The organism is Microbulbifer sp. CnH-101-G, assembly GCF_052466775.1.
The window spans coordinates 3,662,113-3,683,011 of record NZ_CP174292.1 but is presented as its reverse complement, the minus strand read 5'-3'; the positions used below and the strand labels follow the sequence as shown (position 1 = coordinate 3,683,011).

Below are 20,899 nucleotides of genomic sequence, written 5' to 3'. Positions count from 1 at the left end.
GAGTGATTTTGAGTAAAAGATCACCGGTCGTGTGCAGAATGGCGACCTGGTGAAGAACGCGAGAAGAAAGCGAGAAGGACGCGGGCGACAGCTCTGCCCGCGCCAGGCAATGACTGCTACTTCTTGATACCGTCGGGACGGTGCGGGATCTGTGGGCGCAGCACGCCTACATTGCGGAAGCCCTCGTCCAGCAGGTGGGAGGCATGCAGGCGGCTCATCACGCCGCGGGCACAGTAGAGCAGGTACTCGCGCTCCTGATCCAGCTTGGCAAAGCCGTTATTGAGGCGATAGAAGGGGATCGTCTCTACTTCGACGCCCTCTAGCTCCAGCGGGTCCATCTCCTCTTCATCCGGGTGGCGGATATCGATGACTACCGCGTTGCCGGCCTCCTCGCGGATTTCCACTTCCGGCGCTTCGCCGTCCACCTCTTCGATCACCTCGTCGATATTCTGAATCGAACGGTTGCCAATGGCGCGGTCGAGGATGGTGAAGTCGAAGCGGTTCTCCTCGGATTCCACTTTCTCAATTTTGGCGCGGGTGGTGGGCTTCACTGAAATTACACCGCAGTATTCAGGCATATTTGCGGCGAATTCCTCGGTGCCGATCTCCCGTGAGGTGCGGATGATATCGGTCTTATCGCTGGTGATCAGCGGGCGCAGTACCAGGGTGTTGGTGACGCTATCGATCACGGACAGGTTTTTCAGGGTCTGGCTGGAAACCTGGGCGATGGCCTCACCGGTTACCACGGCATCCACTTCCAGCTCTTTCGCGATAACGTCTGCGGCGCGCAGCATCATACGCTTGAGAATCACGCCCATATGGGAGTCATCCACGCGCTCGAGGATTTCTGCCACTACTTCGTCGAAGGGCACGGTAACAAAGCGCACCCGGTGGGAGGCGCCGTATTTGTTCCACAGGTAGTAGGCCACTTCCTTAACGCCCAGCTCGTGCTGGCGTCCGCCCAGATTGAAGAACAGGAAGTGGGTGCGGATTCCGCGCTTCATGGTCAGGTAGCTGGCCACAGTGGAATCGAAACCACCGGAAACCAGCGACAGCACCGGGTCCTGGGTGCCCAGGGGGAAGCCGCCGAGGCCGGCATGCTGTTCCTCGACCACGTTGAGCTTGTCGTGGCGGATCTCCAGCTTCACCGTGATGTCCGGGTTTTTCAGTTTCACCCCGGCCGCTTCGGTATTTTTATTGAGGCCGCCGCCCACGTACTGCTCCACATCGAGAGATTTGAAGTCGTGGTCGCCGGTGCGCTTTACCCGCACACAGAAGGTCTTGTCCTTGAGGGCGGGGCCCCACACCGACAGGGTCTTCTCGTACATATCGTGCAGGTCGCCCAGGGGGAACTGGCGCACGCGGGAGAAGTTGGCGATGCCGGGGGTGTGAGAGAGCACCTCTTCGATGCGGCTGCCAAGGTGGGCCACGGCATCCGGGGCGATCACATCGATCTTTTCCCAGTCTTTGCGCACCTGGATTCGGTCGTCCAGCTGGCGCAGCAGGCGCTGTAGGTTGTCCTTGAGCTGGCGCGACATACGTTTGCGCACCGGGTTGCTCTTGATGGTGATCTCGGGAAAAAACTTGACGACAAAGTGCATGGGAATCCGTGGGGTACCGCATGTTGATAGAAGGTGCGGCATTATAAACTAGCCGGAGGCAAGTTGGTTGTGCACTGTTTCTGCGCGAGCAGGAGAGCAAATGTGCCAAATTGGTGCATTTAGCTGTGGCTGCACGGCCACAATACATCTATCCTGCCCCAGTCGGCCCAGTGCTGGGGCCCGCACCGGCACCAGTCGCGGCTGTGACGCCACTGCCCTAATTTGGCACACTCTTTGCTTTATTTCACGCCAGGTAAAGAGCGAATGCCGGCAGCAAAGGCATAGCGACCAAATACTTTTTAAGACCTGGAGGACAGCAATGTCAGCGAAAACGCTCGGTTTGATTAATGAGAGTGAGGCTAAGTGGATAGACCTGCGCTTCACCGACACCAAGGGTAAAGAACAGCACGTATCTGTGCCCGTGTCGGAGATTGACGACGAGTTCTTCGAAGAGGGCAAGATGTTCGATGGCTCCTCTATCGCTGGCTGGAAAGGCATCAACGAGTCCGACATGATCCTGATGCCGGATGACGAGACCGCTTTCCTCGACCCCTTCACCGACGAAAGCACCGTGATTATTCGCTGTAACATCGTCGACCCGATCACCGGTCAGGGCTATGAGCGCGACCCGCGTTCCATCGCGTTGCGCGCCGAAGAGTACCTGAAGTCCACTGGCCTGGGCGATACCGCACTGTTCGGTCCCGAGCCCGAGTTCTTCGTATTCGACGACATTACCTGGGGTGCCGAAATGGGCGGCGCCTTCTACAAGATCAACTCCGAAGAGGCAGCCTGGTCTTCCGGCCACAGCTTTGCCGAGGGCAATATCGGTCACCGCCCCGGTGTGAAAGGCGGTTACTTCCCGGTGCCTCCGGTTGACTCCCTGCACGACGTGCGTGCCGCCATGTGTTCCGCCATGGAGCAGATGGGCCTGCGCGTTGAAGTGCACCACCACGAAGTGGGCACTGCCGGCCAGTGTGAGATCGGCGTTGCCGCCAACACCCTGACCAAGAAAGCGGACGAAGTACAGATTCTCAAGTACGCCGTGCACAATGTAGCGCACGCCTACGGCAAGACCGCAACCTTTATGCCCAAGCCGCTGGTAGGCGATAACGGTTCCGGTATGCACGTACACCAGTCCTTCACCAAGGACGGCGTCAACCAGTTTGCCGGCGACGCCTACGCGGGCCTGTCCGAAACCGCCCTTTACTACATCGGCGGTATCGTGAAGCACGCGCGCGCCCTGAATGCGATCTGTAACGCATCCACTAACTCTTACAAGCGCCTGGTGCCTGGCTTTGAAGCCCCGGTTATCCTGGCCTACTCCGCGCGCAACCGCTCCGCTTCCATCCGTATCCCGTATGTGACTTCGCCGAAGGGCAAGCGCATCGAGACCCGCTTCCCGGATCCGACCGCAAACCCATACCTGGCGTTCGCAGCGCTGCTGATGGCGGGCCTCGACGGTATCAATAACAAGATCCACCCCGGCGACGCTGCCGACAAGGACCTGTACGACCTGCCGCCGGAAGAGCTGGCCGAGTACCCGACTGTTGCCGCCAGCCTGGAAGGTGCCCTGGATGCACTGGATCAGGATCGCGCCTTCCTCACCGAAGGTGGTGTATTCACCGACGACGCTATCGATGCCTACATTGACCTGAAGCGCGCCGAGGTTGAGCGCCTGAACATGACCACTCACCCGGTTGAGTTCGATATGTACTACTCCGTGTAATGGCGAGCGGCATCACGCCGATGCCGCCGAGCCGTTCTCGAAAAGCCCGCCCCTCTCTGGTGCGGGCTTTTTTATTGGGGGTACACTGTCGGTTGAGGGGGTTACTTTCGCCGTCTGTGGCCGATACAGCGTTTGTGGATTAGAAAGCCTGCCCCTCTGCAGATTGGAGCCCGTTTGTAGGCAAGCACAAGGAGTACCGCTTCGCGGCTGATTGAGCTATGGGATATTTAAAACTGTTGCAGGCACTTTTTCTTGCCGTTCCCCTGCTGGCCCTCGCCGGCACCGATGGCGGAACCACCTCCAGTACCATTTACAAGGTTGTCGGCCCCGATGGCCAGGTGACGTTCAGCGATACGCCGCCCCCCAATGGGCAGGCGCAAAAGGTCGAGTTGGCCCCAATTAATGTACAGCCAATCGCTCTGCCGCGGACCCTGCCGACCCGCAAGCTGTCGCCAAAAGATGAAAGTGACAAGGCCAAGGACGGTTATTCTGGCCCGTTTTCTATTCAGATAGTGAGCCCCTTAAATGACGCCACCATCCCTCCTGGGCAGCGTTTTATCCCGCTGCAGGTGGATGTGCAGCCGGTGTACCCGGAAGGGGCGAGTTTCTTTGCAGTGGTGGATGGCAAGCCCTGGAGTGGTCGCTCCTCGGGAGCGGGCCTGGATATCTCCCTGCTCGAGCGGGGTACCCACACCGTGCAGGCGATACTTACCGATGCCAACGGCCAGGTACTGGCCAAATCCCAAGTGATTACGCTCTATGTGAAACGCCCTGGCGGCAAGCTGCCAGATAACCCGGCGCCGCGTGCACCGCAAGCTCCCAAGGCTCCGCTGGGACCGGGTATTCCCCAGGCTCAGCCCACTCCCTGATCCACTGCCTTAGCCGCTCCTTAAGCGGCTTCCTTACATGCCGCCACTGCAAATAACTTTTTTTGCGGCGGTGGCTTCCACCCCAGATCCGCCTGGTTAAATTTTGCTCTACGCACTAATATGGTGCGCACACGATTTTGTCTCAGCAGTTTTGCCTGTGCCTGCGGCGGCTTAACCAGTCTCATGGTCGTGCACGCTTGGAGGTTGGGGAGAACCCTGGGGCCTCTGGGCGCGCCCCCCGATAATTCTGTGCGCCATTTTGGTTTGCTTTTTGCACTGGCTAGAGACAAGGGGTTATCGCGCCGGACGCAGGAGAGTGCCCGGGCCCGTTAGAAAGCGGAAACGATTGAATGCTTAATGATCGCCAGCTGCGTCAGCTTTTAGACAGTCTTACTTCAGCGGTACTGGTACTGGATGACCAGTTATTGCTTTGCTACCTGAATAATGCCGCTGAGGATCTGTTGGCTGCCTCCAGTGCGCGGGTCGAGGGTATGCCACTGCAGGAGGTAGTGCGGGAGTCCGTCGCCGCAGAAAAGGCGCTGCACAACGCGCTCCTCACCGGGGAAAAGTTCACCGTGCGTCGCGCCCGCTGGCGCCTGCATAACCTGAAAACGCGGACCGTGGATTACTCCGTGAGCCCGGTGCCGGAGCTGGGGGTGTTGTTGGTGGAGGTGCAGCCGATGGATCGCCTGCTGCGCATTGCCCGTGAGGATGCACTGCTCAGCACTCAGGAAACCGCACGCAACCTGGTGCGAGGCATGGCCCACGAGGTGAAAAATCCCCTCGGCGGGATTCGCGGTGCCGCACAGTTACTGCAGCGCGAACTGCCTGACGCCTCCCTCGAAGAGTACACCCAGATCATCATCGAAGAGGTGGATCGCCTGCGTAATCTGGTCGATCGACTACTGGGGCCCCGCCAGCCAGTACAACTGGTGCCCAGCAATGTGCACGAGATACTCGAGCGGGTGGCACAACTGGTCGAGGCCGAATGCGGGGGGCAGCTGCAAATTCGCCGGGATTATGATCCCTCGATTCCCGATGTGCCGGCAGACCCAGAGCAGTTGATCCAGGCCCTGTTGAATATCGCCCGCAATGCCATGCAGGCCATTGATGAGAGCATCGGCCTCGCCAATGGGGAAATCGTGTTGCGCACGCGCGTGCAGCGCCAGTTCACCATTGGTCGACGCCACTGCCCGCTGGTTTGCCGTATCGAAATTGAAGACAACGGCCCTGGCATTGCCGAGGAGATCCGCGAGCGCATTTTTTTCCCGATGATTTCCGGTCGTGCCGAGGGCTCGGGACTGGGGTTGTCTATCTCGCAAAATATTATCAACCAGCACCGTGGCCTAATTAAATGCGACAGCCGACCGGGTCGCAGTGTCTTCCAGATTTACCTGCCACTTGTTACCGAATCAGCCAATACAGGAACCTAGAGAATGGGCAATCGCGTTTGGATTATTGACGACGACCGATCAATCCGCTGGGTACTGGAGCGGGCGCTGTCGCGAGAGGGGATTGAGACCCAGTGCTACGAGAGCGGCGATCGCGCCCTGGATGATTTTTATAGCGACTCCCCGGATGTAGTGATCAGCGATATTCGCATGCCCGGTTCCGATGGTTTTAAATTGCTGGAAAGATTTCAGGCGGAGCGTCCGGGCCTGCCAATCATTATTATGACTGCGCACTCCGATCTCGACAGTGCGGTTGCTGCTTACCAGGGTGGGGCCTTCGAATACTTACCCAAACCCTTCGATATCGATGAGGCTGTAGCAGTCACACGGCGCGCATTGGCGCACGCCAAGGAGCAGGTCCAGGAAGAACGGGCTGAGCCGGATAATGGCACCGGTAACAAAGAAATCATCGGCGAAGCGCCGGCCATGCAGGAAGTATTTCGCGCTATTGGACGCCTGTCCCATTCAAATATCACCGTGCTGATTAATGGCGAATCGGGAACTGGTAAGGAGCTGGTGGCCCAGGCCCTGCACAACCACAGCCCCCGCCGTGACAAGCCGTTTATCGCCCTCAATATGGCCGCCATCCCCAAAGACCTGATGGAGTCCGAACTGTTCGGGCATGAGAAGGGCGCCTTTACCGGCGCCAGCGCCCAGCGGGCCGGTCGCTTCGAACAGGCCAATAGCGGCACTCTGTTTTTAGATGAAATTGGCGATATGCCGGCGGAGACCCAGACCCGGCTGCTGCGTGTTCTGGCGGATGGGGAGTTTTATCGGGTTGGTGGTCATACTCCGGTAAAAGTGGATGTACGTATCATTGCCGCCACCCACCAGAATCTGGAAGAGTTGGTGCGCGAGCATAAATTCCGCGAGGATTTATTCCACCGTCTGAACGTGATTCGAATTCACATCCCGCGCCTGGCGGACAGGCGCGAGGATATTCCGCGGCTGGTGCGCCACTTCTTCAATGCCGCCGCCGCAGACCTCGGTGTAGAGCCAAAAATTCTGAGTAAAGATGCCGAGGAATATCTCTCCGGCCTCGATTGGCCCGGCAATGTACGCCAGCTGGAAAACACCTGTCGCTGGATTACCGTAATGGCCTCTGGCCGCGAAGTGCATATCGAAGACCTACCGCAAGAATTGCACCAGCAGAGCAATGAGACCGAAGTACCGCTGGACTGGCAAAAAGCCTTGCGCATCTGGGCCGATCAAGCGCTCAGCGCCGGACGCAAGGAAATTCTCAGCGAAGCCGTACCCGCCTTCGAAAAAGCTTTGATAGAAATCGCGTTAAAACACACCGCCGGGCGCAAGCGCGATGCTGCGGATCTGCTTGGCTGGGGACGCAACACCCTGACGAGGAAGTTGAAGGAATTGGGGATGAACGGAGAGTAATTTCGGGCTTTTAATCGGCAAAAAAATAGAGAAGCCAAAAAAGGAAATATTCTTTTCAGCACCTAAAATTCTCATTAGCGTGAATTTGTAGCTCTTATTATTGAAACGATAAGGGAGAGTTTTTGTGAAAATTGAAGAGCTTTCTGTTGTTGAAAAAGTGCCATTCCTGTTTTGGGTAAAAGACCGGCAGGGAAAATATCTCTGGGGAAATCGTAAAATTTGTGAGTTGGCCGGTGAGGAAGTGGAAGGCAAGACCGATGCGCAGCTGCCCTGGTCGGATAACGCTGTGGAATTACGAGATGATGACTTAAAGGTCTTCGCCTCAGGAGATCCCATCTATTCTCATGAATTTATCGATAAATCCTCTGAGGGCAGGGCCAACTTGAGTGTTTGCAAGTGGCTCGACGACTTTGAAGGGCAGCAGTGCTGCTTCGGCATTTCGTTTATTAGTGACTGAGAGAAGTACTGTAATCTGCCTTATGAATCCGGTTCAGGGGCGACCGGGCTTGCATGCGGATTACTGTTTTACCCTCTCCGCATTTTCTGTTTTCTCCACGCCAAGTTTGGCCAGATTACTGGCGATATCCTCTGCGCTGGTGGCGGGATTGATATCTTTATCGATTTTTAGAATATTGCCATCTTTGCCGATATAAATAGTGACGCGCCGGGCGAGTTTGATAATAGGAATGAGTACACCGTAGGCTTTCGCAACCTCTCCCGTGGGGTCGCTGAGCAGGGGGAAGTCGGCGGAATTGTATTCAGAGAATCGGACATTTTCGTCGAGCTTATCGGTGCTGGCCATAAAGTAGGTGACGTTAAAGGCACGGATTTGGTCACCGTTTTTAGCCAGGGATTTGCACTCTATTGTGCAGTTTTTGGTAAAAGCCCTGGGATACCAGGCGATAACCACCGCGGTCTTGCCCACATAGTCTTTCAGCGAGTGCGTCTTTCCATCTGTGCCCCGCAAGGTGAAGTCGGGCGCTTTTTGCCCGACTTCCAGTGCCATCAGCGGCAAGCTGAGCATGGTGGCGACAATCAGGGTTAACCAATATTTCATAGGGACATCCGCTCTGGCAAAAGTGGCGTCTAATCTATTGCCATTGTGTGCCTCACATCAGTATATGACGCTTATATGGCTAAGACCTGCCGCATCTTCCATCTTCACCAAATATGACTGACCAGTGCTCACACTATGAGTCAGCTCAAGTACTGTTCGAAAGCGCTGCAGTACACCGAGTTCAGGTTTCGACAGCGCGGTTAAATAGCGTAAAAAAAGAAAGTGATCTCAAATTACTCGCTATCTTTCTTTGGCTGCATCAGCATATCGTTGCCTTCGGGTTTCGGTGGCATCAGCATATCTTCCGGGTGGACAAACTCCCGCATAAAGATTTCCCAGAAAGCGAGGAACAATGCGGCTAGCAGAGGGCCCATGGCGAAGCCACTGATGCCAAACAGTATTAGGCCGCCCACGGTGGAAAACAGCACCAGGTAATCTGGCAGCTTGGTATCCCGCCCTACCAAAATGGGGCGCAGCAAGTTGTCCACCAGGCTGATTACGGTAAATCCGTAGGCCAGTAGTATGGTGGCCTTGACTGGCTCGCCAACCCCATACAGATAGATCGCCGCAGGAAACCAGATCAGTGCCGCACCAACGGCGGGCAGTAACGATAATAGGGTCATCAACACACCCCACAACAGGGGGGCGGGCAAATCGAGTACCCAGAAAATAATGCCGCCCAGGCTTCCCTGGGTAATTGCGACTACCAGGTTGCCTTTAATAGTGGCTCGGGTGACTTCGGCAAACTTAGCCAGTAGCAGGTGCTCACGCTCATCACCAAGTGGCAGTGCGTGAATAATCAAGTTGACCAGTCTCTCCCCATCGCGAATTAAAAAGAAAGTGAGGTAGAGCATCAGGCCGAGCATGACAAAAAAATTGACAGTGTTCTGCCCCACTTCTATTGCGTTTTTTGCAATAAAACTGCCAGCATTCATTACCCCGCCAAGTAAACGCTTCTTGGCCTCGTCGATATCTACACCGATACCCTCAAGGAAATCGTTGACGCGCGGAAAGGCGCTGCGTACCTGTTCTAGGGATTTAGATACATCAATTTGTCCCTCCTGCACCTTCTGATAAAGCGTTACCGCTTCATTGATAAAGGAGGTGGCCACCACCAATACTGGTATCACCAATAACACGATGCACATAAAAAGGGTCAGCAGCGCCATGGAATTGGGAGAGCTGGGAAAGCGCTGCATTAATAGGCGGTACACGGGATAAAAAATGAGGGCGATAGCACAAGCCCAAAAAATTGGTGTGAAGAAGGGTTTAATCAGCACCATAAAAGCCACTGACACCAAGATCAGCGAAAGAATAAATGAGCGCCTTTCTAATTTTTCCTGCACTGGAACTCCCTCTACTTCTGCAAAGCCCTGTGGTATCGGGCGCCTAATTTGCGATCTATCTAAGCAGAAGCAAGGGGGATTTACCAGCGCCTGTAACCACAGGTGTCTACATGAAAGCGAATACCTTTATAAATGCCCAGCCCCATATTCCATTGCTTGCCTTTGTGTTTGTGGATATCTCTCAGGACAGGAACTAATTGCTCGCGGGTGAATTTTTTCTGCGGCACTATATCCAGGCCGCAAAAGCGCAAATGCTTACTGCCTTTGGAACCGCCGGCCTTACTGTTGTAGCTGGTGGTACGCCAGCCGGAGACTACGGTAACGGGGCCGATGCGTGGCACTATTTCCCGTTGCAGCACCCTCAGGGTGTAAATCATTAATCCCCAGTTTTCCACCGGCGGAATAGCGAAGGCAGGTTCATCCAGATCTCGCCAGTCGCTGCCCTGGCGCAGGAGTTCAAAGGGGGCTACTACCTGGTCCACCCGATTGATGTGCAGGTAATTCTTTAGCTTGGCAAATAGAGCCTGGTTTTCCTTCTGCTTGAGAAAGCGGCTAAAGACCCGCTCTGAGGCTGCAGGGTATCCCTGGATATCGTAAACCTCTGGGGTTCCCGGTAGTGGCAGTAATTCAATGGGACTGAGGATTCGCTCGCCCAAATCGCGCGTTTTCTCCGAAGTGAATAGCAGCGCAATCATAATGGCGATGAGCAGCAGCCCACCGAGAAGGAGTAGCCAGCGGCGCCGGGTTCGAGAGATGCCTGATTGACGATTACTGTTGTCTTGTATAGCCATGCTTCAATCCACCAGTTGCCATGAGCGATAGCCACAGGTATCGATATGAAAGAGCAGTCCTTCACCGAGACCCAGGCCGAAATTACTTTCTGGCCCCAGGCGCGCGTGCAGGGCTTGCAGCTCTTCCACAAGTTCACCGTGGCTGATATGGGATGTTGGAATCAGGTCGAGGGCGCAGAACGCCCGGTGACGGGATTTATCGGTGTGCTCCAGCTCGCGGTTATAGCTGTCATTGCGGAACCCGGTGACCACCGCGACCGGGCCGATCAGAGGCACAATCTGCTCCTGCAGTAGCTTTAGGGTGGCGACTATTTTGGGCCACTGATCTTGCGGGGGGAGAGAGAAGGGGGGCTTCTCAATTTCCAGCCATTCGCTACCTTGGCGCAAAAGATCACTTACCGCAGTGACTTCGCCTATTCCCTGGCTCTGCAGGTAGTCACTGAGTGCCTGCACCCGTGCACGGTTGTCGTTACTGCGCAAAAAACTCTCGAAACTCTCTTCGCTGGCGATGCGATAGCCGCGAGTTTCCACATAGGGTTTTTCCTGCGACTTGAACCACAGCCACAACCAGAGGGCCGCTAGCACGCCAGCAAGTAGCAGGGTCAGGCTGGCCACCACAACAAAGTTGGTGCGCCGGCCGGGAGGCTGGTGGGGGTAGAGTGTCCTGAAGCGAGTAAAGGAATTGCCTTCAGACATGGGGTGCGGCTACAGCTCCGAAATTTGGCCTGAGACGTGTAAGTCTGCGCACGGACGTCTATTTCGTCGGCGCTTCTTTAAACACTATAGCCGCAAAAATCGACACGCTGCTTAAATGCCGCTCCGCTTAAGAAAAGGCAAATAAAAAAGCCCCGCTACCTTGCGGCAGCGGGGCTTTTTTGTGCTTCTAAAGAAGGCTACTTAAAAGGCATTAGGCCTTGGGGCCGGCACTTTTCACTTCATCGCTGACATTGAATTTTTCAATGTTTTCGGCGAACAGCTTGGCCAGCTTACCGGCCTGGTCGTCGTAGGCGGCCTTGTCTTCCCAGGCTTCGCGCGGGTTCAGGTAGGCCTTGTCGACGCCCGGTACTTCCAGAGGAATATCCAGGTTCAGGGTTTCCAGGTGCTCGGTGGCAGCGCCTTCTAAGGCGCCGCTCTGGATAGCGGCTACCACAGCGCGGGTAACCGGGATCGGGAAGCGCTTGCCGTTGTCGCCAGAGCCGCCGGTCCAACCGGTGTTCACCAGGTATACCTTGGAGCCGAAGTCCTCGATACGCTTCATCAGCAGGTCCGCGTACTCACGGGGGGCACGGGGCATAAACGGGGCGCCGAAGCAGGTGGAGAAAGTCGGGTGAATACCAGCCTCTGCACCCAGCTCGGTAGAGCCGACGCGCGCGGTGTAACCGGACAGGAAGTGGTATGCCGCAGCCTCTTTGGAGAGGATGGATACCGGAGGCAGTACGCCAGATACATCGCAGGTGAGGAAGATAACGTTCTTCGGTTCGCCGGCGCGGTTCTCCAGCTGGCGCATTTCAACGTGCTCCAGCGGGTAGGAGCAGCGGCCGTTCTCGGTGAGGCTGGTGTCGCAGTAGTCGGCGGTGCCGTTTTCGTTGGTCACTACGTTCTCGACGATAGCGCCGAATCGGATAGCGTCCCAGATTACCGGTTCATTCTTTTGGCTCAGGTCGATGGTCTTGGCGTAGCAGCCACCTTCCATATTGAATACTGCACCCTTGCTCCAGCCGTGCTCGTCATCGCCGATCAGGTAGCGCTCGGGGTCTGCGGACAGGGTGGTCTTGCCGGTGCCGGACAGGCCGAAGAACAGGCAGGTATCGCCGTCTTCGCCAACGTTGGCGGCACAGTGCATGGGCATAACGTCTTTTTCCGGCAGCAGGAAGTTCTGCACGGAGAACATGGCCTTCTTCATCTCACCGGCGTAGCGCATGCCCGCCAGCAGCACACGGCGCTGGCCGAAGTTGATGATAACGCAGCCTTCGGAGTTGGTACCGTCGCGCTCAGGCTCACACACAAAGTTAGGCGCGTGCAGGATGCGCCACTCTTCCTTGCCTTTGGGGTTGTACTTCTCGGCGCGGATAAACATGTTGCGGCCGAACAGGTTGTGCCAAGCGGTCTGGGTGGTTACGACAACCGGCAGGTAGTGATCTTCGTCCTGGCCAACGTGCAGCTGCTGTACAAAGCTGTCGGCGCCGGCGACAAACGCTTCTACGCGGTCCCACAGGGCATCGAACTTGTCCTGCGGGAAGGGGCGGTTCACATTGCCCCAGGCGATGCTGTCGGCGGTGGAGGGTTCTTCCACAACAAAGCGGTCCGCCGGGGAGCGGCCGGTGCGGGCACCAGTTTCAGTGACCAGCGCGCCGGTGTCGGAAAGTTTGCCCTCGCCGCGCGTAAGAGCCTGCTCTACCAATTGTGCTGGTGAAAGGTTCTTATAAACCAGCGCGGTGTCGTCGATCTGTGCCATTCGTCGATTACCCGTGAATGTTGGATAGTAAAAAAATTAGGGCCGCCCAAGTATTAGACAGCCAGGCAAAATTAGGGGGGCGCATTATGGCAAAATTCAAAATAAGCGGATAGCAAACACGATCACTTTTTGCGCTTTGACAGCGCTGTCATTGCAAATTAGAGCGTTTTAAATTCATGCAATCTATGTAGTATTTTTACCCTATAGATTATATGAATTTTTGTGCGAAAAAGAGGGTGTCACCGGCGGCGGAGAGAGCTCCTCACCGGCGACGATTTCTCTAGTGCAGGGTATGGGGCGGTGCATTGAGCAGAGATTCGACCTGCTCCCGATCAAAGCGGTACTGCGCGTTACAGAACTGGCAATCACTGATAATTTCACCGTTCTGCTCTTCCAATAATCGGTAGACGTCCTCGGCGCCGAGGGAAACCAGGGCACGCGCGCTGCGCTCCCGCGAGCAGCTGCACTTGAAGCGGATACTGTCGGTGCCCAGGGTAGCCGGTTTCAGCTGGTGGAACAGGCGGTGAATCAGCTCATCGTGGGGTACATCGTAGAGCTCCTGGGCGGTCACGGTGTTTGCCAAGTGCAGGGCGGTTTCCCAGGCGTCGCTATTCTCTTCGGCACTGGCGGCATTATTGCCGGGTAAAACCTGCAGCATTATGCCGCCCACGTTGCTGCCATCGCACTCCAGCCAGAAGCGTGTTTCCAGCTGCTCCGACTGGGCAAAGTAATCCTCCAGGCACCCGGCCAGGCTGCCCTTCTCCAGAGGCACCACCCCCTGGTAGCGCTCCCCGCGCTTGGGTTCCAGGGTGATGGCGATGACGCCGCGGGGGCCGATCATGTCCATCAGACTGGCGTCCTCGCTGATTTGTGCGCCCTCGGCGATACGGGCTATGCCGCGCAGATCGCTGTGGTGGGTGCACTCGGCCATAATCATCGGCACATCGCCCTCACCGCGGGCCTGCAGGCTCAATATGCCCTCGAACTTCAGAGTTGTGGAGAGCAGGCAGGCGGCTGCGAGAAACTCTCCCAGCAGATGTGCTACCGGAGTCGGCAGTGGATTGTGCTTCAGCACTTCGCGGTAGGCATCGGTGAGGGTCACCATCTGCCCGCGAATATCGTGTTGGGAAAAGATAAAGCGTTCCAGCTGATCGGACATAGATCGAGTGCCTCGGTATTAAAACCGCGGGATTTTAGAGGTGGATATGTCTAAATGGTAGCCGGCCCGGACAATTATGGCGCCGGCAAGTGGGATGCCGGCGTTGGGGATGGGGTGCGCCTCAGCCGCAGCGGCGAGCGATCTCCTGCTTGAGCTTTTCGGCCATCTGCTGGCGCTCGCGCTCTGAATAACGCACCTCTTTGCCATTCTTGTCGATAAAGGCCACGCGCCCATTGATCGAGCGCAGGCGCTGGCGAGCATTGCTGCAAATGCGTTGCTGTTCCTGCTGCTGCGCCCGTTGTTCCTTTTGCTGACGCTGCTGGAATTCGCGATCTGCGCTGGTGGTTCCGGAGGTGGTCAGGCTCGGTCGTTTCCTGGTGGCCTCAGCGGCATTGATCGGGCCCAGTTGCCCGGAGATATCCTGGGCCTTGACCTCTGCAGGTGGGCGGTCACTGAAGTGTACCCGCCCATCGGCATCGACCCAGCGGTAGAGTTCACCGGCACTGGTGCTGGCAGCCACTAGCAGGCTGCCGAATAGGATTCCTCTCAGTTGTTTCACGGCTTCTCCCTAGCCCATACTGCGGGCCTTACTCCTCTTTATTGGCCAGTCTGCTGAACAGCCCCTGCGAGTGGCGCTGGGGGATATGGTAAGTCTGCAGAATCAGCGGTTCCTGTTCCTGGGCTTCGGCGTGATCCAGCACCATGCGGTAGCCGGAGCGGTCGCGCAGCTCCACAAAGTTTTCTTTGTTGGTTTCCATCAGCTGCGCAAACTCATCGAAGTCCGCGACATTGTGGCCATTCACCGAATCGATAATCCAGTTCTTCCAGTCGTGGTAACCCAGGTTGACGTTGGCGGGCAGCACCTTGAGGGCGACCACCAGCTCGCGCCGGCTTTCTTCGCCCCACTGGTTGCGCGCATAGAGATAATCGATTGGCGCTTTGGAGTGCCAGCTCTTGCCCCAGCGCTTGATCAGATTCATGTTCAGGGGTACGAAGACCACGCCGCCATAGATGTAGTAGCGCGGTTGTCGATCGAACTGTTCACCCACCACCAGGGCACGTGAGGGCGGTGCGGCCGCTAAGGCCACTTGCGCGGTCTGCTCTTCGCCATTGCGGGAGAAACGGACCGGCAGTTTGTCGCCGACATGGTGGCGGTCTACAGCGTAGTGGTAATTGGTGCGCTGGTTCTCGCGCCACTCTACGGTGCGATCGGCGGCGACCTCGAAGCCATCCACTTCGAGCAGTACGTCGCCGGGCTGGAAAATCTCAGCGGCGGGGGAGTCGCTAAAGACCTTGACGATCATGGCGCCGTCCTGGTCTTCATCGAGACCGGCCGCCTTCTTCATGGAGGGGCTCTCCAGGCTCTGGGTGACCACGCCCAGCTCGGGGAAGCCCTGGTGCTCCCCGTCTTCGGAATCTTCCAGTACGTGGGCGATTACGCTGGGAGGAACGAAGTAACCGAGGTTTTCGGCACTCTGGTTGGTCTGCATGGCCACACCGACAATACGCCCGCCGGAGATCACCGGGCCGCCGCTATTGCCGGGGTTGATGGCCGCATCGATTTGGCCGGCCATCAGGAAGCTCTCGGCGTGGGCGTAGTACTGATGTTCCACTCTGGACAGCACGCCGCGGGTAATCGACAGGGACTTGCCGCCGATGGGGTAGCCGTACACGGTGACCTCTTCTTGTAGGTCTGGCAGTTTGCCTAGCGTTAGGGGACGGGTGTCATTGAAGAAGTTGTCGTCGTCCACGGTGAGCAGGGCCAGATCCGCATCGTGAGAGATAAACTTTACGCGGGCGCGGAATTTCTTGGCATCGCCATGGCGCTGAACCTGAATAAAGCTGCCATTGGCTACCACATGGGCATTGGTGAGTATCTGCTTGTTGCGGATTACCGCACCGGAGCCGGATAGCTGCTTGGGGTTCAGCAGTGCCCAGGGATTGAAGTAATCCGGAGCAGCGGCTGTGGTGTAAATCTTGATAATCGAACGCTTGAGTTGCTCGTGTTCACGGCTATCGGCGAGGGCCGTCTGCACTCCGAGCAAAAGCAGCAAAGAGATGGCGATCAGTCGTTTCATCGTGGCTGTTTTCTATCGGGTTAAGTGGGGGCAGTTTAGCAGCTATAGATAAAAATGGCGGAAATTTCACCAATTTTGTCATTTGCCGCTACTCCTGTTCTCGCAGGAAGCGGTGAATCTGGCGGCGCTGTTTTTTATTGGGACGCTCGCGCTGGATTCCGGCATTGGCCGCCTGGCGCTCACTGCGCTCCTTTTCGCGTCGGGCAATGCTGTCCTCGGTCTCGCGGTAGAGGGTGCGGGCGACCTCGGCGCCGCGGCGCTGGTCAGAGAGGTCGATAACCTCCACTTCAATCAGGTCCCAGCCCTGGCGAATACTTAAGAGCGCACCAACGGTGAGGTCCTTACTGGCTTTGACCCTGTGTCCATCGGCGTGCACCTTGCCGCCTTCGATAGCCTGTTTGGCGATGCTGCGAGTCTTGAAGAAGCGTGCGGCCCAGAGCCACTTGTCGATACGTACTTTTTCCATCGAATCCTGTTGATCAATATAAACTTGGGCCCGGGTTATACGGGCTTATTACTGCTGCGTTTTGCTGCTGTGTTGCAGCGACATAATTTCATCGAAGTGGTGAATCGCCGGGAAGTCGCTGATCTCCCGTTTGGGTCCGCGGCTGTCCGGCTGGCGGATACACAGCAGGTGGGCAATGCCGTAATCCTGTGCGGCGGCCAGTACACTCTGGTTGTCGTCCATAAACAGGGTGCGCCCGGGATCGAAAGCCACCTCCTCGCGCAGGGCATGCCAAAAGCTCTCACTCTCTTTGGCGTGTCCATAATCATGGGAGGAGATGATGTCGTCAAACCAGTGCTCGAGGCCGGTGATTTGCAGCTTGTGATCGAGCCCGTGGCGGTGTGCATTGGTGACCAGGTATGTGGGCTTGCGCAGTTGCCGCAGCCCTTGCAGGAAGGCCTCGGTGTGGGGGCGCAGGGCAATGCGCTCCTCGATCTCGCGCAGTATCGCGAGGATGTCCAGCCTCAGGGTTTCCGCCCAAAAATCCAGACAGTACCACTCCAGGGTGCCGCGGCGCGCATCGATTTCCCGCTGCAGTTCCACCTGGGCCCGCTCGGGGTCGAGGCCGTGTACCTCGGCGTAGCGTTTGGGCAGGTGGTCGAGCCAGAAGTGGTTGTCGTAGTGCAAATCCAGCAGGGTGCCGTCCATATCCAGCAGCACGGTGTCGATACTTCGCCAGTCGAGCATGGGGCCTGTCTACCTCTCAGTGGTGGGGTGGGAAGCCAAAGTGTAGTTCTCCCAACATATCCCCAGTATGAAGGTTGGCATTATGCCTGGGCGCGGCGTATGCCGTACAGGATGGCAATCTGAGCGCCGTAATAGGTGAGCATAATTGCCGTATCGGCCAAGGGTAGCGGTGCAATAAATTTGTTAACGGCGATCAACGTGTCGGACAGCATGAAAGTGAGTGCGCCGGCGAATAGCAGCCCGGAATTGCCCCGGTGAGCCCCGGCGCCAAGCGCCATGGCGACAATGGCAAGTAAGTAAAGAAGCACTGCTGGCGCCAGCTCTCCCGCAGCGGGAAGTATCCAACGGGCCAGTCCCACTGCGACCAAAATCACCGGTAGGATACGTATCAGGCTGCGGCGATTGCGGAAGTCGGCACAGCGTAGGAAATTAGCCGCGTAAAGGAGTTGTGCCACCAGAAAGGCGCCCAGGCCGAAGATAAACTGCTGGGCAAATGTCATTTCCAATAGCACATCGCCGAGTGCGGAAAAAGCCAGGGCCGCCAGTGTCAGGCTGCGGCTGAGCCCCTCTAGATGGCGCATGGCCATCAGGGCAAGTATGGCGATTGGCAGTGCTTTCAGCGAAGCCATCCACAGCCCTTGAATCGCCAAACCATCGAGCAGCATAAAAACAGCGGCAAAGAAAAAAAATGCGGTGGGCATAAATGGACTTGTGTGGTTTGCACCACGGGCATCGGAGGTCATATTCGGATTCATAGCAGCGCCTTTAATACTGGTTTTTATGGTTATTGGAATGAAGCTAGCCACTAACTAAATGTGGCACAAAGAAGTGTTGCCACCAACCGGGTCGCCATAAATTCATAGATCTGCGTGAAACAAGCTCCGAAAACCAGCCCCTGTTGATGACGGCGACTATTTGCAGGGAGGTTTACGCGCATGTTGTGTCACTTGGATTTTCTTGTGGGTCTCTTGGGGCAGTGCACATCTGGGTTACTATCTGCGCACAGGAAATTATTTGTCGGCAGGCTGCTGTCTGCCGGGAGAGTCAATAACGGAGAGCTTCATCGATGAAGGCAGCCAATATTCTGGAAACCATCGGCAATACCCCCCATGTGCGCATCAACCACCTGTTCCGCCCGGATATCGAGGTGTGGATGAAAGTGGAGCGCTTTAACCCCGGCAGCAGTATCAAGGACCGTATTGCCCTGGCGATGATTGAGGATGCAGAGCGCCGCGGCGCTTTGCAGCCCGGTGGTGTGATTATCGAACCCACCTCCGGCAACACCGGCATTGGTCTGGCCATGGTAGCGGTGGTGAAGGGCTATCGCCTGATTCTCACTATGCCGGAATCCATGTCGATGGAGCGCCGCCAAGTAATGAAAGCCATGGGTGCAGAGTTAGTTCTCACTCCTAAGGAGCAGGGCATGGGCGGTGCAATTGCCAAGGCCGAGGAACTGCTGAAGCAGCATGAAAATAGCTGGATGCCACAGCAGTTCTGCAACCGCGCCAATGTCCAGGTGCATCGCGAGACCACCGCCAGAGAGATCCTCGCAGATTTCCCCGAGGGACTCGATTATTTGATTACCGGTGTTGGCACCGGAGGCCATATTACCGGTTGCGGTGAAGTGCTTAAGGAGTCCTTCCCCAAATTGCAGGTCTTTGCTGTCGAGCCAGAAAATTCTCCAGTGATCAGCGGTGGCGATAAAGGCCTGCACCGACTGCAGGGGATTGGGGCTGGGTTTATTCCTGAAGTGCTCAATACCAAGATGCTCGACGGCACTATTTTGGTGAGTGGGGAAGACAGTTTCGAGATGGCGCGCAGGTGCGCTTTGAAGGAGGGAATTTTTGTGGGCATTTCCTCCGGTGCCAGTCTGGCGGCATTGAAAAAACGCGAGGGCGAGTTCGCCCCAGGCAGCCGTGTGCTGATTTTCAGTTATGACAGCGGTGAGCGTTATCTGTCTGTAAAAGACCTCTTTTCCGCGTGAAGCCTTATACTCACCAGCTGAAAGTAAGGGAGTTTTAATGAATAAGGCATTATTGGAGCAGGTGATTGCTATCTGCAAAAACGCCGGCGAGGCAATTCTGGAGGTTTACCACAGCAGCGCTGAGCTGGAGGTGGATACTAAAGCGGATGATTCGCCGGTGACTGCTGCCGACCTGGCGGCCCACAAAATCTTGGCGCCGGCTCTGGCGCGATTGATTGAGGGAGTGCCGGTATTATCCGAAGAGCAGGAAATGCCGTCATTTGCCGAGCGCAGCCAATGGCAGCGTTACTGGATAGTGGACCCGCTGGATGGCACCAAGGAATTTATCCGCCGCAACGGCGAATTCACGGTAAATGTGGCTCTTATTGAGAATGGTGAGCCCGTGCTGGGGGTGGTACATGTGCCGGTATTGGGTATCACCTATGCCGGAGGCAAGGGCGATGGTGCCTTTAAACGCACCGAGTCTGGGGATACCGAAATTCGCGTGCGCCCACTGAAGCCGCGCCTGGAGGCAGGCGAAGCGGTGGAACTGGTTGCCAGCCGCAGTCATGGTGCCGGTGCCGTGGATCAATTGGTAGAGCGTATCGAATCCAGGCTTGGTGCGGTGGCTTGTAAAAATATGGGTAGCTCTCTCAAACTGTGTCTGGTGGCTGAGGGGGATGCTGATCTCTATCCGCGACTCGCGCCCACTTGTGAGTGGGATACAGCCGCGGCCCAGGCGGTGGTTGAGGCTGCTGGTGGCATCGTGGTGGACGATTCCTTCAAGCTATTGCGTTACAACCGTAAAGACTCATTGCTGAATCCATTTTTCTATGTAATCGGTGATGCATCTTACGACTGGCAGGATTTGCTCATTGCAGAGTCCCCTGTAAACTAAGCTTGCCTCGCCCTCACTTCGGTGGGGGCGAAAATTATTCTCTTCCTTTATTTTCTAAACAACTTTTTCACCAGCTTAAAAGGCCGGACCATGCCTCTCCAGGTGAGCAGCAAAGCGCTCGATCCCAATGAAATTCGCTGTTTGCGCAGAGAGCTGGAGCAGGAAATTGCCTGGTTACAGCGGCAACAAGAAGCTTTGGCAGATTCCGAATCGGAAAATCAACAATCCCTGCGGCGCACGCTAGATGGCATGATCTTTTCCCGCCGGGCGCTTCTCGGAAGAATGCCGCGCTAATTTTCCTGTCAATCTCACAACATATCGTTTTTATATCTTTCAACAGCAATCGTATTTTATCCATTCCTCTAATACGTATTCCAGGAAAACGTGCAATTCCCCGAAATGTATTTCAATTTAAATCCAGAAATTTAATCCGAGTATGAATGGTTTTCTCTTTATATTTTCTCTGGGTAGTAAGAATCGTTGCGCAGGATTAATTGCATTGGGGAAATAATTGATTTTACTTGCCATATTTCCTTCGCAGTATTGAAACCCGTCTACGCTTTGGAAAGCCAATGTATAAGAGAATTTTCCAATGCGCTATCCGGTTGTGCTTCACAACATCGAATACGCCGGCTTTGGTGCCATAGCACCGGACCTGCCGCATTGTCATTGCTATGCCGAAACCTTGGATGGCGCCCTGCAAAAAATGGCGGAAACTATATTTCAGCGCCTGGAGGAGTTACGTATAGCCGGGAAACCAATGCCTCAACCTCAGGAGGTGGATGATTTGCGTGATAACCCCGCTTTTGCCGGCGGAATCTGGGCCATTATTGATGTCGAGAGTGTATAGGGTTGTCTTGCTGCACAAATTGGAATTGTTGTGCATGGCCTATTTTTTCTACCAAATAATCCTGATAGCGC

21 protein-coding genes are annotated in these 20,899 nt (G+C 56.0%); 9 read left to right on the top strand and 12 right to left on the bottom strand.

Annotated features, from left to right (window positions below):
* Positions 1–116: 116 nt before the first annotated feature.
* A complete protein-coding gene (gene thiI / locus ACJJID_RS16275) occupies positions 117–1,601 on the bottom strand; it encodes a tRNA uracil 4-sulfurtransferase ThiI (RefSeq protein WP_444920386.1) in 1,485 nt (494 codons plus the stop codon).
* 319 nt (positions 1,602–1,920) lie between these two features.
* Here thiI and glnA point away from each other — a divergent pair, with 319 nt between their 5' ends.
* The 5 genes from glnA to ACJJID_RS16250 all read left to right on the top strand — a co-directional run bounded on the left by glnA (position 1,921) and on the right by ACJJID_RS16250 (position 7,496).
* Complete coding sequence (gene glnA, locus ACJJID_RS16270; protein WP_152456470.1) at positions 1,921–3,327, top strand: glutamate--ammonia ligase; 1,407 nt, start codon at positions 1,921–1,923, stop codon at positions 3,325–3,327.
* Between the two features lie 218 nt (positions 3,328–3,545).
* On the top strand, positions 3,546–4,196 hold the full coding sequence (locus ACJJID_RS16265; RefSeq protein ID WP_444920385.1) for a DUF4124 domain-containing protein: 651 nt from the start codon (positions 3,546–3,548) through the stop codon (positions 4,194–4,196).
* A gap of 350 nt (positions 4,197–4,546) precedes the next feature.
* Positions 4,547–5,629: a nitrogen regulation protein NR(II) gene (gene glnL / locus ACJJID_RS16260; RefSeq protein ID WP_444920384.1), complete on the top strand. Its 1,083-nt coding sequence runs from the start codon at positions 4,547–4,549 to the stop codon at positions 5,627–5,629.
* A gap of 3 nt (positions 5,630–5,632) precedes the next feature.
* The gene (gene ntrC, locus ACJJID_RS16255; RefSeq protein ID WP_444920383.1) at positions 5,633–7,039 is read left to right on the top strand and encodes a nitrogen regulation protein NR(I); all 1,407 of its coding nucleotides are present in this window, start codon (positions 5,633–5,635) and stop codon (positions 7,037–7,039) included.
* Between the two features lie 124 nt (positions 7,040–7,163).
* Positions 7,164–7,496 carry a PAS domain-containing protein gene (locus tag ACJJID_RS16250; protein WP_444920382.1) on the top strand — a complete coding sequence of 111 codons (333 nt, stop codon included), beginning with the start codon at positions 7,164–7,166 and terminating at the stop codon, positions 7,494–7,496.
* A 60-nt stretch (positions 7,497–7,556) separates the two neighbouring features.
* On the opposite strand, the gene ACJJID_RS16245 is transcribed toward ACJJID_RS16250, so the two are convergent.
* The 11 genes from ACJJID_RS16245 to ACJJID_RS16195 all read right to left on the bottom strand — a co-directional run bounded on the left by ACJJID_RS16245 (position 7,557) and on the right by ACJJID_RS16195 (position 17,872).
* The gene (locus ACJJID_RS16245) at positions 7,557–8,096 is read right to left on the bottom strand and encodes a peroxiredoxin (RefSeq protein ID WP_444920381.1); all 540 of its coding nucleotides are present in this window, start codon (positions 8,094–8,096) and stop codon (positions 7,557–7,559) included.
* Positions 8,097–8,329: 233 nt separating this feature from the next.
* Positions 8,330–9,442 (bottom strand): AI-2E family transporter, encoded by a 1,113-nt coding sequence (locus ACJJID_RS16240; protein ID WP_152455593.1) that lies wholly within the window; start codon positions 9,440–9,442, stop codon positions 8,330–8,332.
* Positions 9,443–9,522: 80 nt separating this feature from the next.
* Positions 9,523–10,233, bottom strand: a complete 711-nt coding sequence (locus ACJJID_RS16235) for a D-Ala-D-Ala carboxypeptidase family metallohydrolase (RefSeq protein ID WP_444920380.1) — start codon at positions 10,231–10,233, stop codon at positions 9,523–9,525.
* A gap of 3 nt (positions 10,234–10,236) precedes the next feature.
* Positions 10,237–10,929: a hypothetical protein gene (locus tag ACJJID_RS16230; protein WP_444920379.1), complete on the bottom strand. Its 693-nt coding sequence runs from the start codon at positions 10,927–10,929 to the stop codon at positions 10,237–10,239.
* Positions 10,930–11,140: 211 nt separating this feature from the next.
* Positions 11,141–12,688 (bottom strand): phosphoenolpyruvate carboxykinase, encoded by a 1,548-nt coding sequence (locus tag ACJJID_RS16225; protein WP_444920378.1) that lies wholly within the window; start codon positions 12,686–12,688, stop codon positions 11,141–11,143.
* A gap of 280 nt (positions 12,689–12,968) precedes the next feature.
* The gene (hslO, locus tag ACJJID_RS16220; protein ID WP_444920377.1) at positions 12,969–13,847 is read right to left on the bottom strand and encodes an Hsp33 family molecular chaperone HslO; all 879 of its coding nucleotides are present in this window, start codon (positions 13,845–13,847) and stop codon (positions 12,969–12,971) included.
* A gap of 121 nt (positions 13,848–13,968) precedes the next feature.
* Positions 13,969–14,406 (bottom strand): DUF4124 domain-containing protein, encoded by a 438-nt coding sequence (locus ACJJID_RS16215; protein ID WP_444920376.1) that lies wholly within the window; start codon positions 14,404–14,406, stop codon positions 13,969–13,971.
* A 28-nt stretch (positions 14,407–14,434) separates the two neighbouring features.
* Positions 14,435–15,925, bottom strand: a complete 1,491-nt coding sequence (locus ACJJID_RS16210) for a S1C family serine protease (RefSeq protein WP_152455581.1) — start codon at positions 15,923–15,925, stop codon at positions 14,435–14,437.
* Between the two features lie 88 nt (positions 15,926–16,013).
* A complete protein-coding gene (locus tag ACJJID_RS16205) occupies positions 16,014–16,391 on the bottom strand; it encodes an RNA-binding S4 domain-containing protein (RefSeq protein WP_444920375.1) in 378 nt (125 codons plus the stop codon).
* A 48-nt stretch (positions 16,392–16,439) separates the two neighbouring features.
* Complete coding sequence (gene yrfG, locus ACJJID_RS16200) at positions 16,440–17,117, bottom strand: GMP/IMP nucleotidase (protein ID WP_444920374.1); 678 nt, start codon at positions 17,115–17,117, stop codon at positions 16,440–16,442.
* Between the two features lie 80 nt (positions 17,118–17,197).
* On the bottom strand, positions 17,198–17,872 hold the full coding sequence (locus tag ACJJID_RS16195; RefSeq protein ID WP_444920373.1) for a lysoplasmalogenase: 675 nt from the start codon (positions 17,870–17,872) through the stop codon (positions 17,198–17,200).
* Positions 17,873–18,183: 311 nt separating this feature from the next.
* Here ACJJID_RS16195 and cysK point away from each other — a divergent pair, with 311 nt between their 5' ends.
* The 4 genes from cysK to ACJJID_RS16175 all read left to right on the top strand — a co-directional run bounded on the left by cysK (position 18,184) and on the right by ACJJID_RS16175 (position 20,828).
* Positions 18,184–19,101 (top strand): cysteine synthase A, encoded by a 918-nt coding sequence (cysK, locus tag ACJJID_RS16190; RefSeq protein ID WP_444920372.1) that lies wholly within the window; start codon positions 18,184–18,186, stop codon positions 19,099–19,101.
* A 37-nt stretch (positions 19,102–19,138) separates the two neighbouring features.
* Positions 19,139–19,978: a 3'(2'),5'-bisphosphate nucleotidase CysQ gene (gene cysQ, locus ACJJID_RS16185; protein ID WP_444920371.1), complete on the top strand. Its 840-nt coding sequence runs from the start codon at positions 19,139–19,141 to the stop codon at positions 19,976–19,978.
* A gap of 90 nt (positions 19,979–20,068) precedes the next feature.
* A complete protein-coding gene (locus ACJJID_RS16180) occupies positions 20,069–20,272 on the top strand; it encodes a hypothetical protein (protein WP_444920370.1) in 204 nt (67 codons plus the stop codon).
* Between the two features lie 298 nt (positions 20,273–20,570).
* Positions 20,571–20,828, top strand: coding sequence for a type II toxin-antitoxin system HicB family antitoxin (locus ACJJID_RS16175; RefSeq protein ID WP_152455569.1), 258 nt, complete (start codon positions 20,571–20,573; stop codon positions 20,826–20,828).
* The last annotated feature ends 71 nt before the right edge of the window (positions 20,829–20,899 follow it).

What these genes read in the sequence shown, in the direction of transcription:
- ACJJID_RS16235 (WP_444920380.1), bottom strand. Translation starts at nt 10,233, where the DNA reads ATGGCTATACAAGACAACAGTAATCGTCAATCAGGCATCTCTCGAACC.
- thiI (WP_444920386.1), bottom strand. Translation starts at nt 1,601, where the DNA reads ATGCACTTTGTCGTCAAGTTTTTTCCCGAGATCACCATCAAGAGCAAC.
- hslO (WP_444920377.1), bottom strand. Translation starts at nt 13,847, where the DNA reads ATGTCCGATCAGCTGGAACGCTTTATCTTTTCCCAACACGATATTCGC.
- ACJJID_RS16180 (WP_444920370.1), top strand. Translation starts at nt 20,069, where the DNA reads ATGCCTCTCCAGGTGAGCAGCAAAGCGCTCGATCCCAATGAAATTCGC.
- ACJJID_RS16195 (WP_444920373.1), bottom strand. Translation starts at nt 17,872, where the DNA reads ATGAATCCGAATATGACCTCCGATGCCCGTGGTGCAAACCACACAAGT.
- glnL (WP_444920384.1), top strand. Translation starts at nt 4,547, where the DNA reads ATGCTTAATGATCGCCAGCTGCGTCAGCTTTTAGACAGTCTTACTTCA.
- ACJJID_RS16225 (WP_444920378.1), bottom strand. Translation starts at nt 12,688, where the DNA reads ATGGCACAGATCGACGACACCGCGCTGGTTTATAAGAACCTTTCACCA.
- ACJJID_RS16245 (WP_444920381.1), bottom strand. Translation starts at nt 8,096, where the DNA reads ATGAAATATTGGTTAACCCTGATTGTCGCCACCATGCTCAGCTTGCCG.
- cysQ (WP_444920371.1), top strand. Translation starts at nt 19,139, where the DNA reads ATGAATAAGGCATTATTGGAGCAGGTGATTGCTATCTGCAAAAACGCC.
- ACJJID_RS16210 (WP_152455581.1), bottom strand. Translation starts at nt 15,925, where the DNA reads ATGAAACGACTGATCGCCATCTCTTTGCTGCTTTTGCTCGGAGTGCAG.
- glnA (WP_152456470.1), top strand. Translation starts at nt 1,921, where the DNA reads ATGTCAGCGAAAACGCTCGGTTTGATTAATGAGAGTGAGGCTAAGTGG.
- ntrC (WP_444920383.1), top strand. Translation starts at nt 5,633, where the DNA reads ATGGGCAATCGCGTTTGGATTATTGACGACGACCGATCAATCCGCTGG.
- ACJJID_RS16175 (WP_152455569.1), top strand. Translation starts at nt 20,571, where the DNA reads ATGCGCTATCCGGTTGTGCTTCACAACATCGAATACGCCGGCTTTGGT.
- cysK (WP_444920372.1), top strand. Translation starts at nt 18,184, where the DNA reads ATGAAGGCAGCCAATATTCTGGAAACCATCGGCAATACCCCCCATGTG.
- ACJJID_RS16265 (WP_444920385.1), top strand. Translation starts at nt 3,546, where the DNA reads ATGGGATATTTAAAACTGTTGCAGGCACTTTTTCTTGCCGTTCCCCTG.
- ACJJID_RS16230 (WP_444920379.1), bottom strand. Translation starts at nt 10,929, where the DNA reads ATGTCTGAAGGCAATTCCTTTACTCGCTTCAGGACACTCTACCCCCAC.
- yrfG (WP_444920374.1), bottom strand. Translation starts at nt 17,117, where the DNA reads ATGCTCGACTGGCGAAGTATCGACACCGTGCTGCTGGATATGGACGGC.
- ACJJID_RS16205 (WP_444920375.1), bottom strand. Translation starts at nt 16,391, where the DNA reads ATGGAAAAAGTACGTATCGACAAGTGGCTCTGGGCCGCACGCTTCTTC.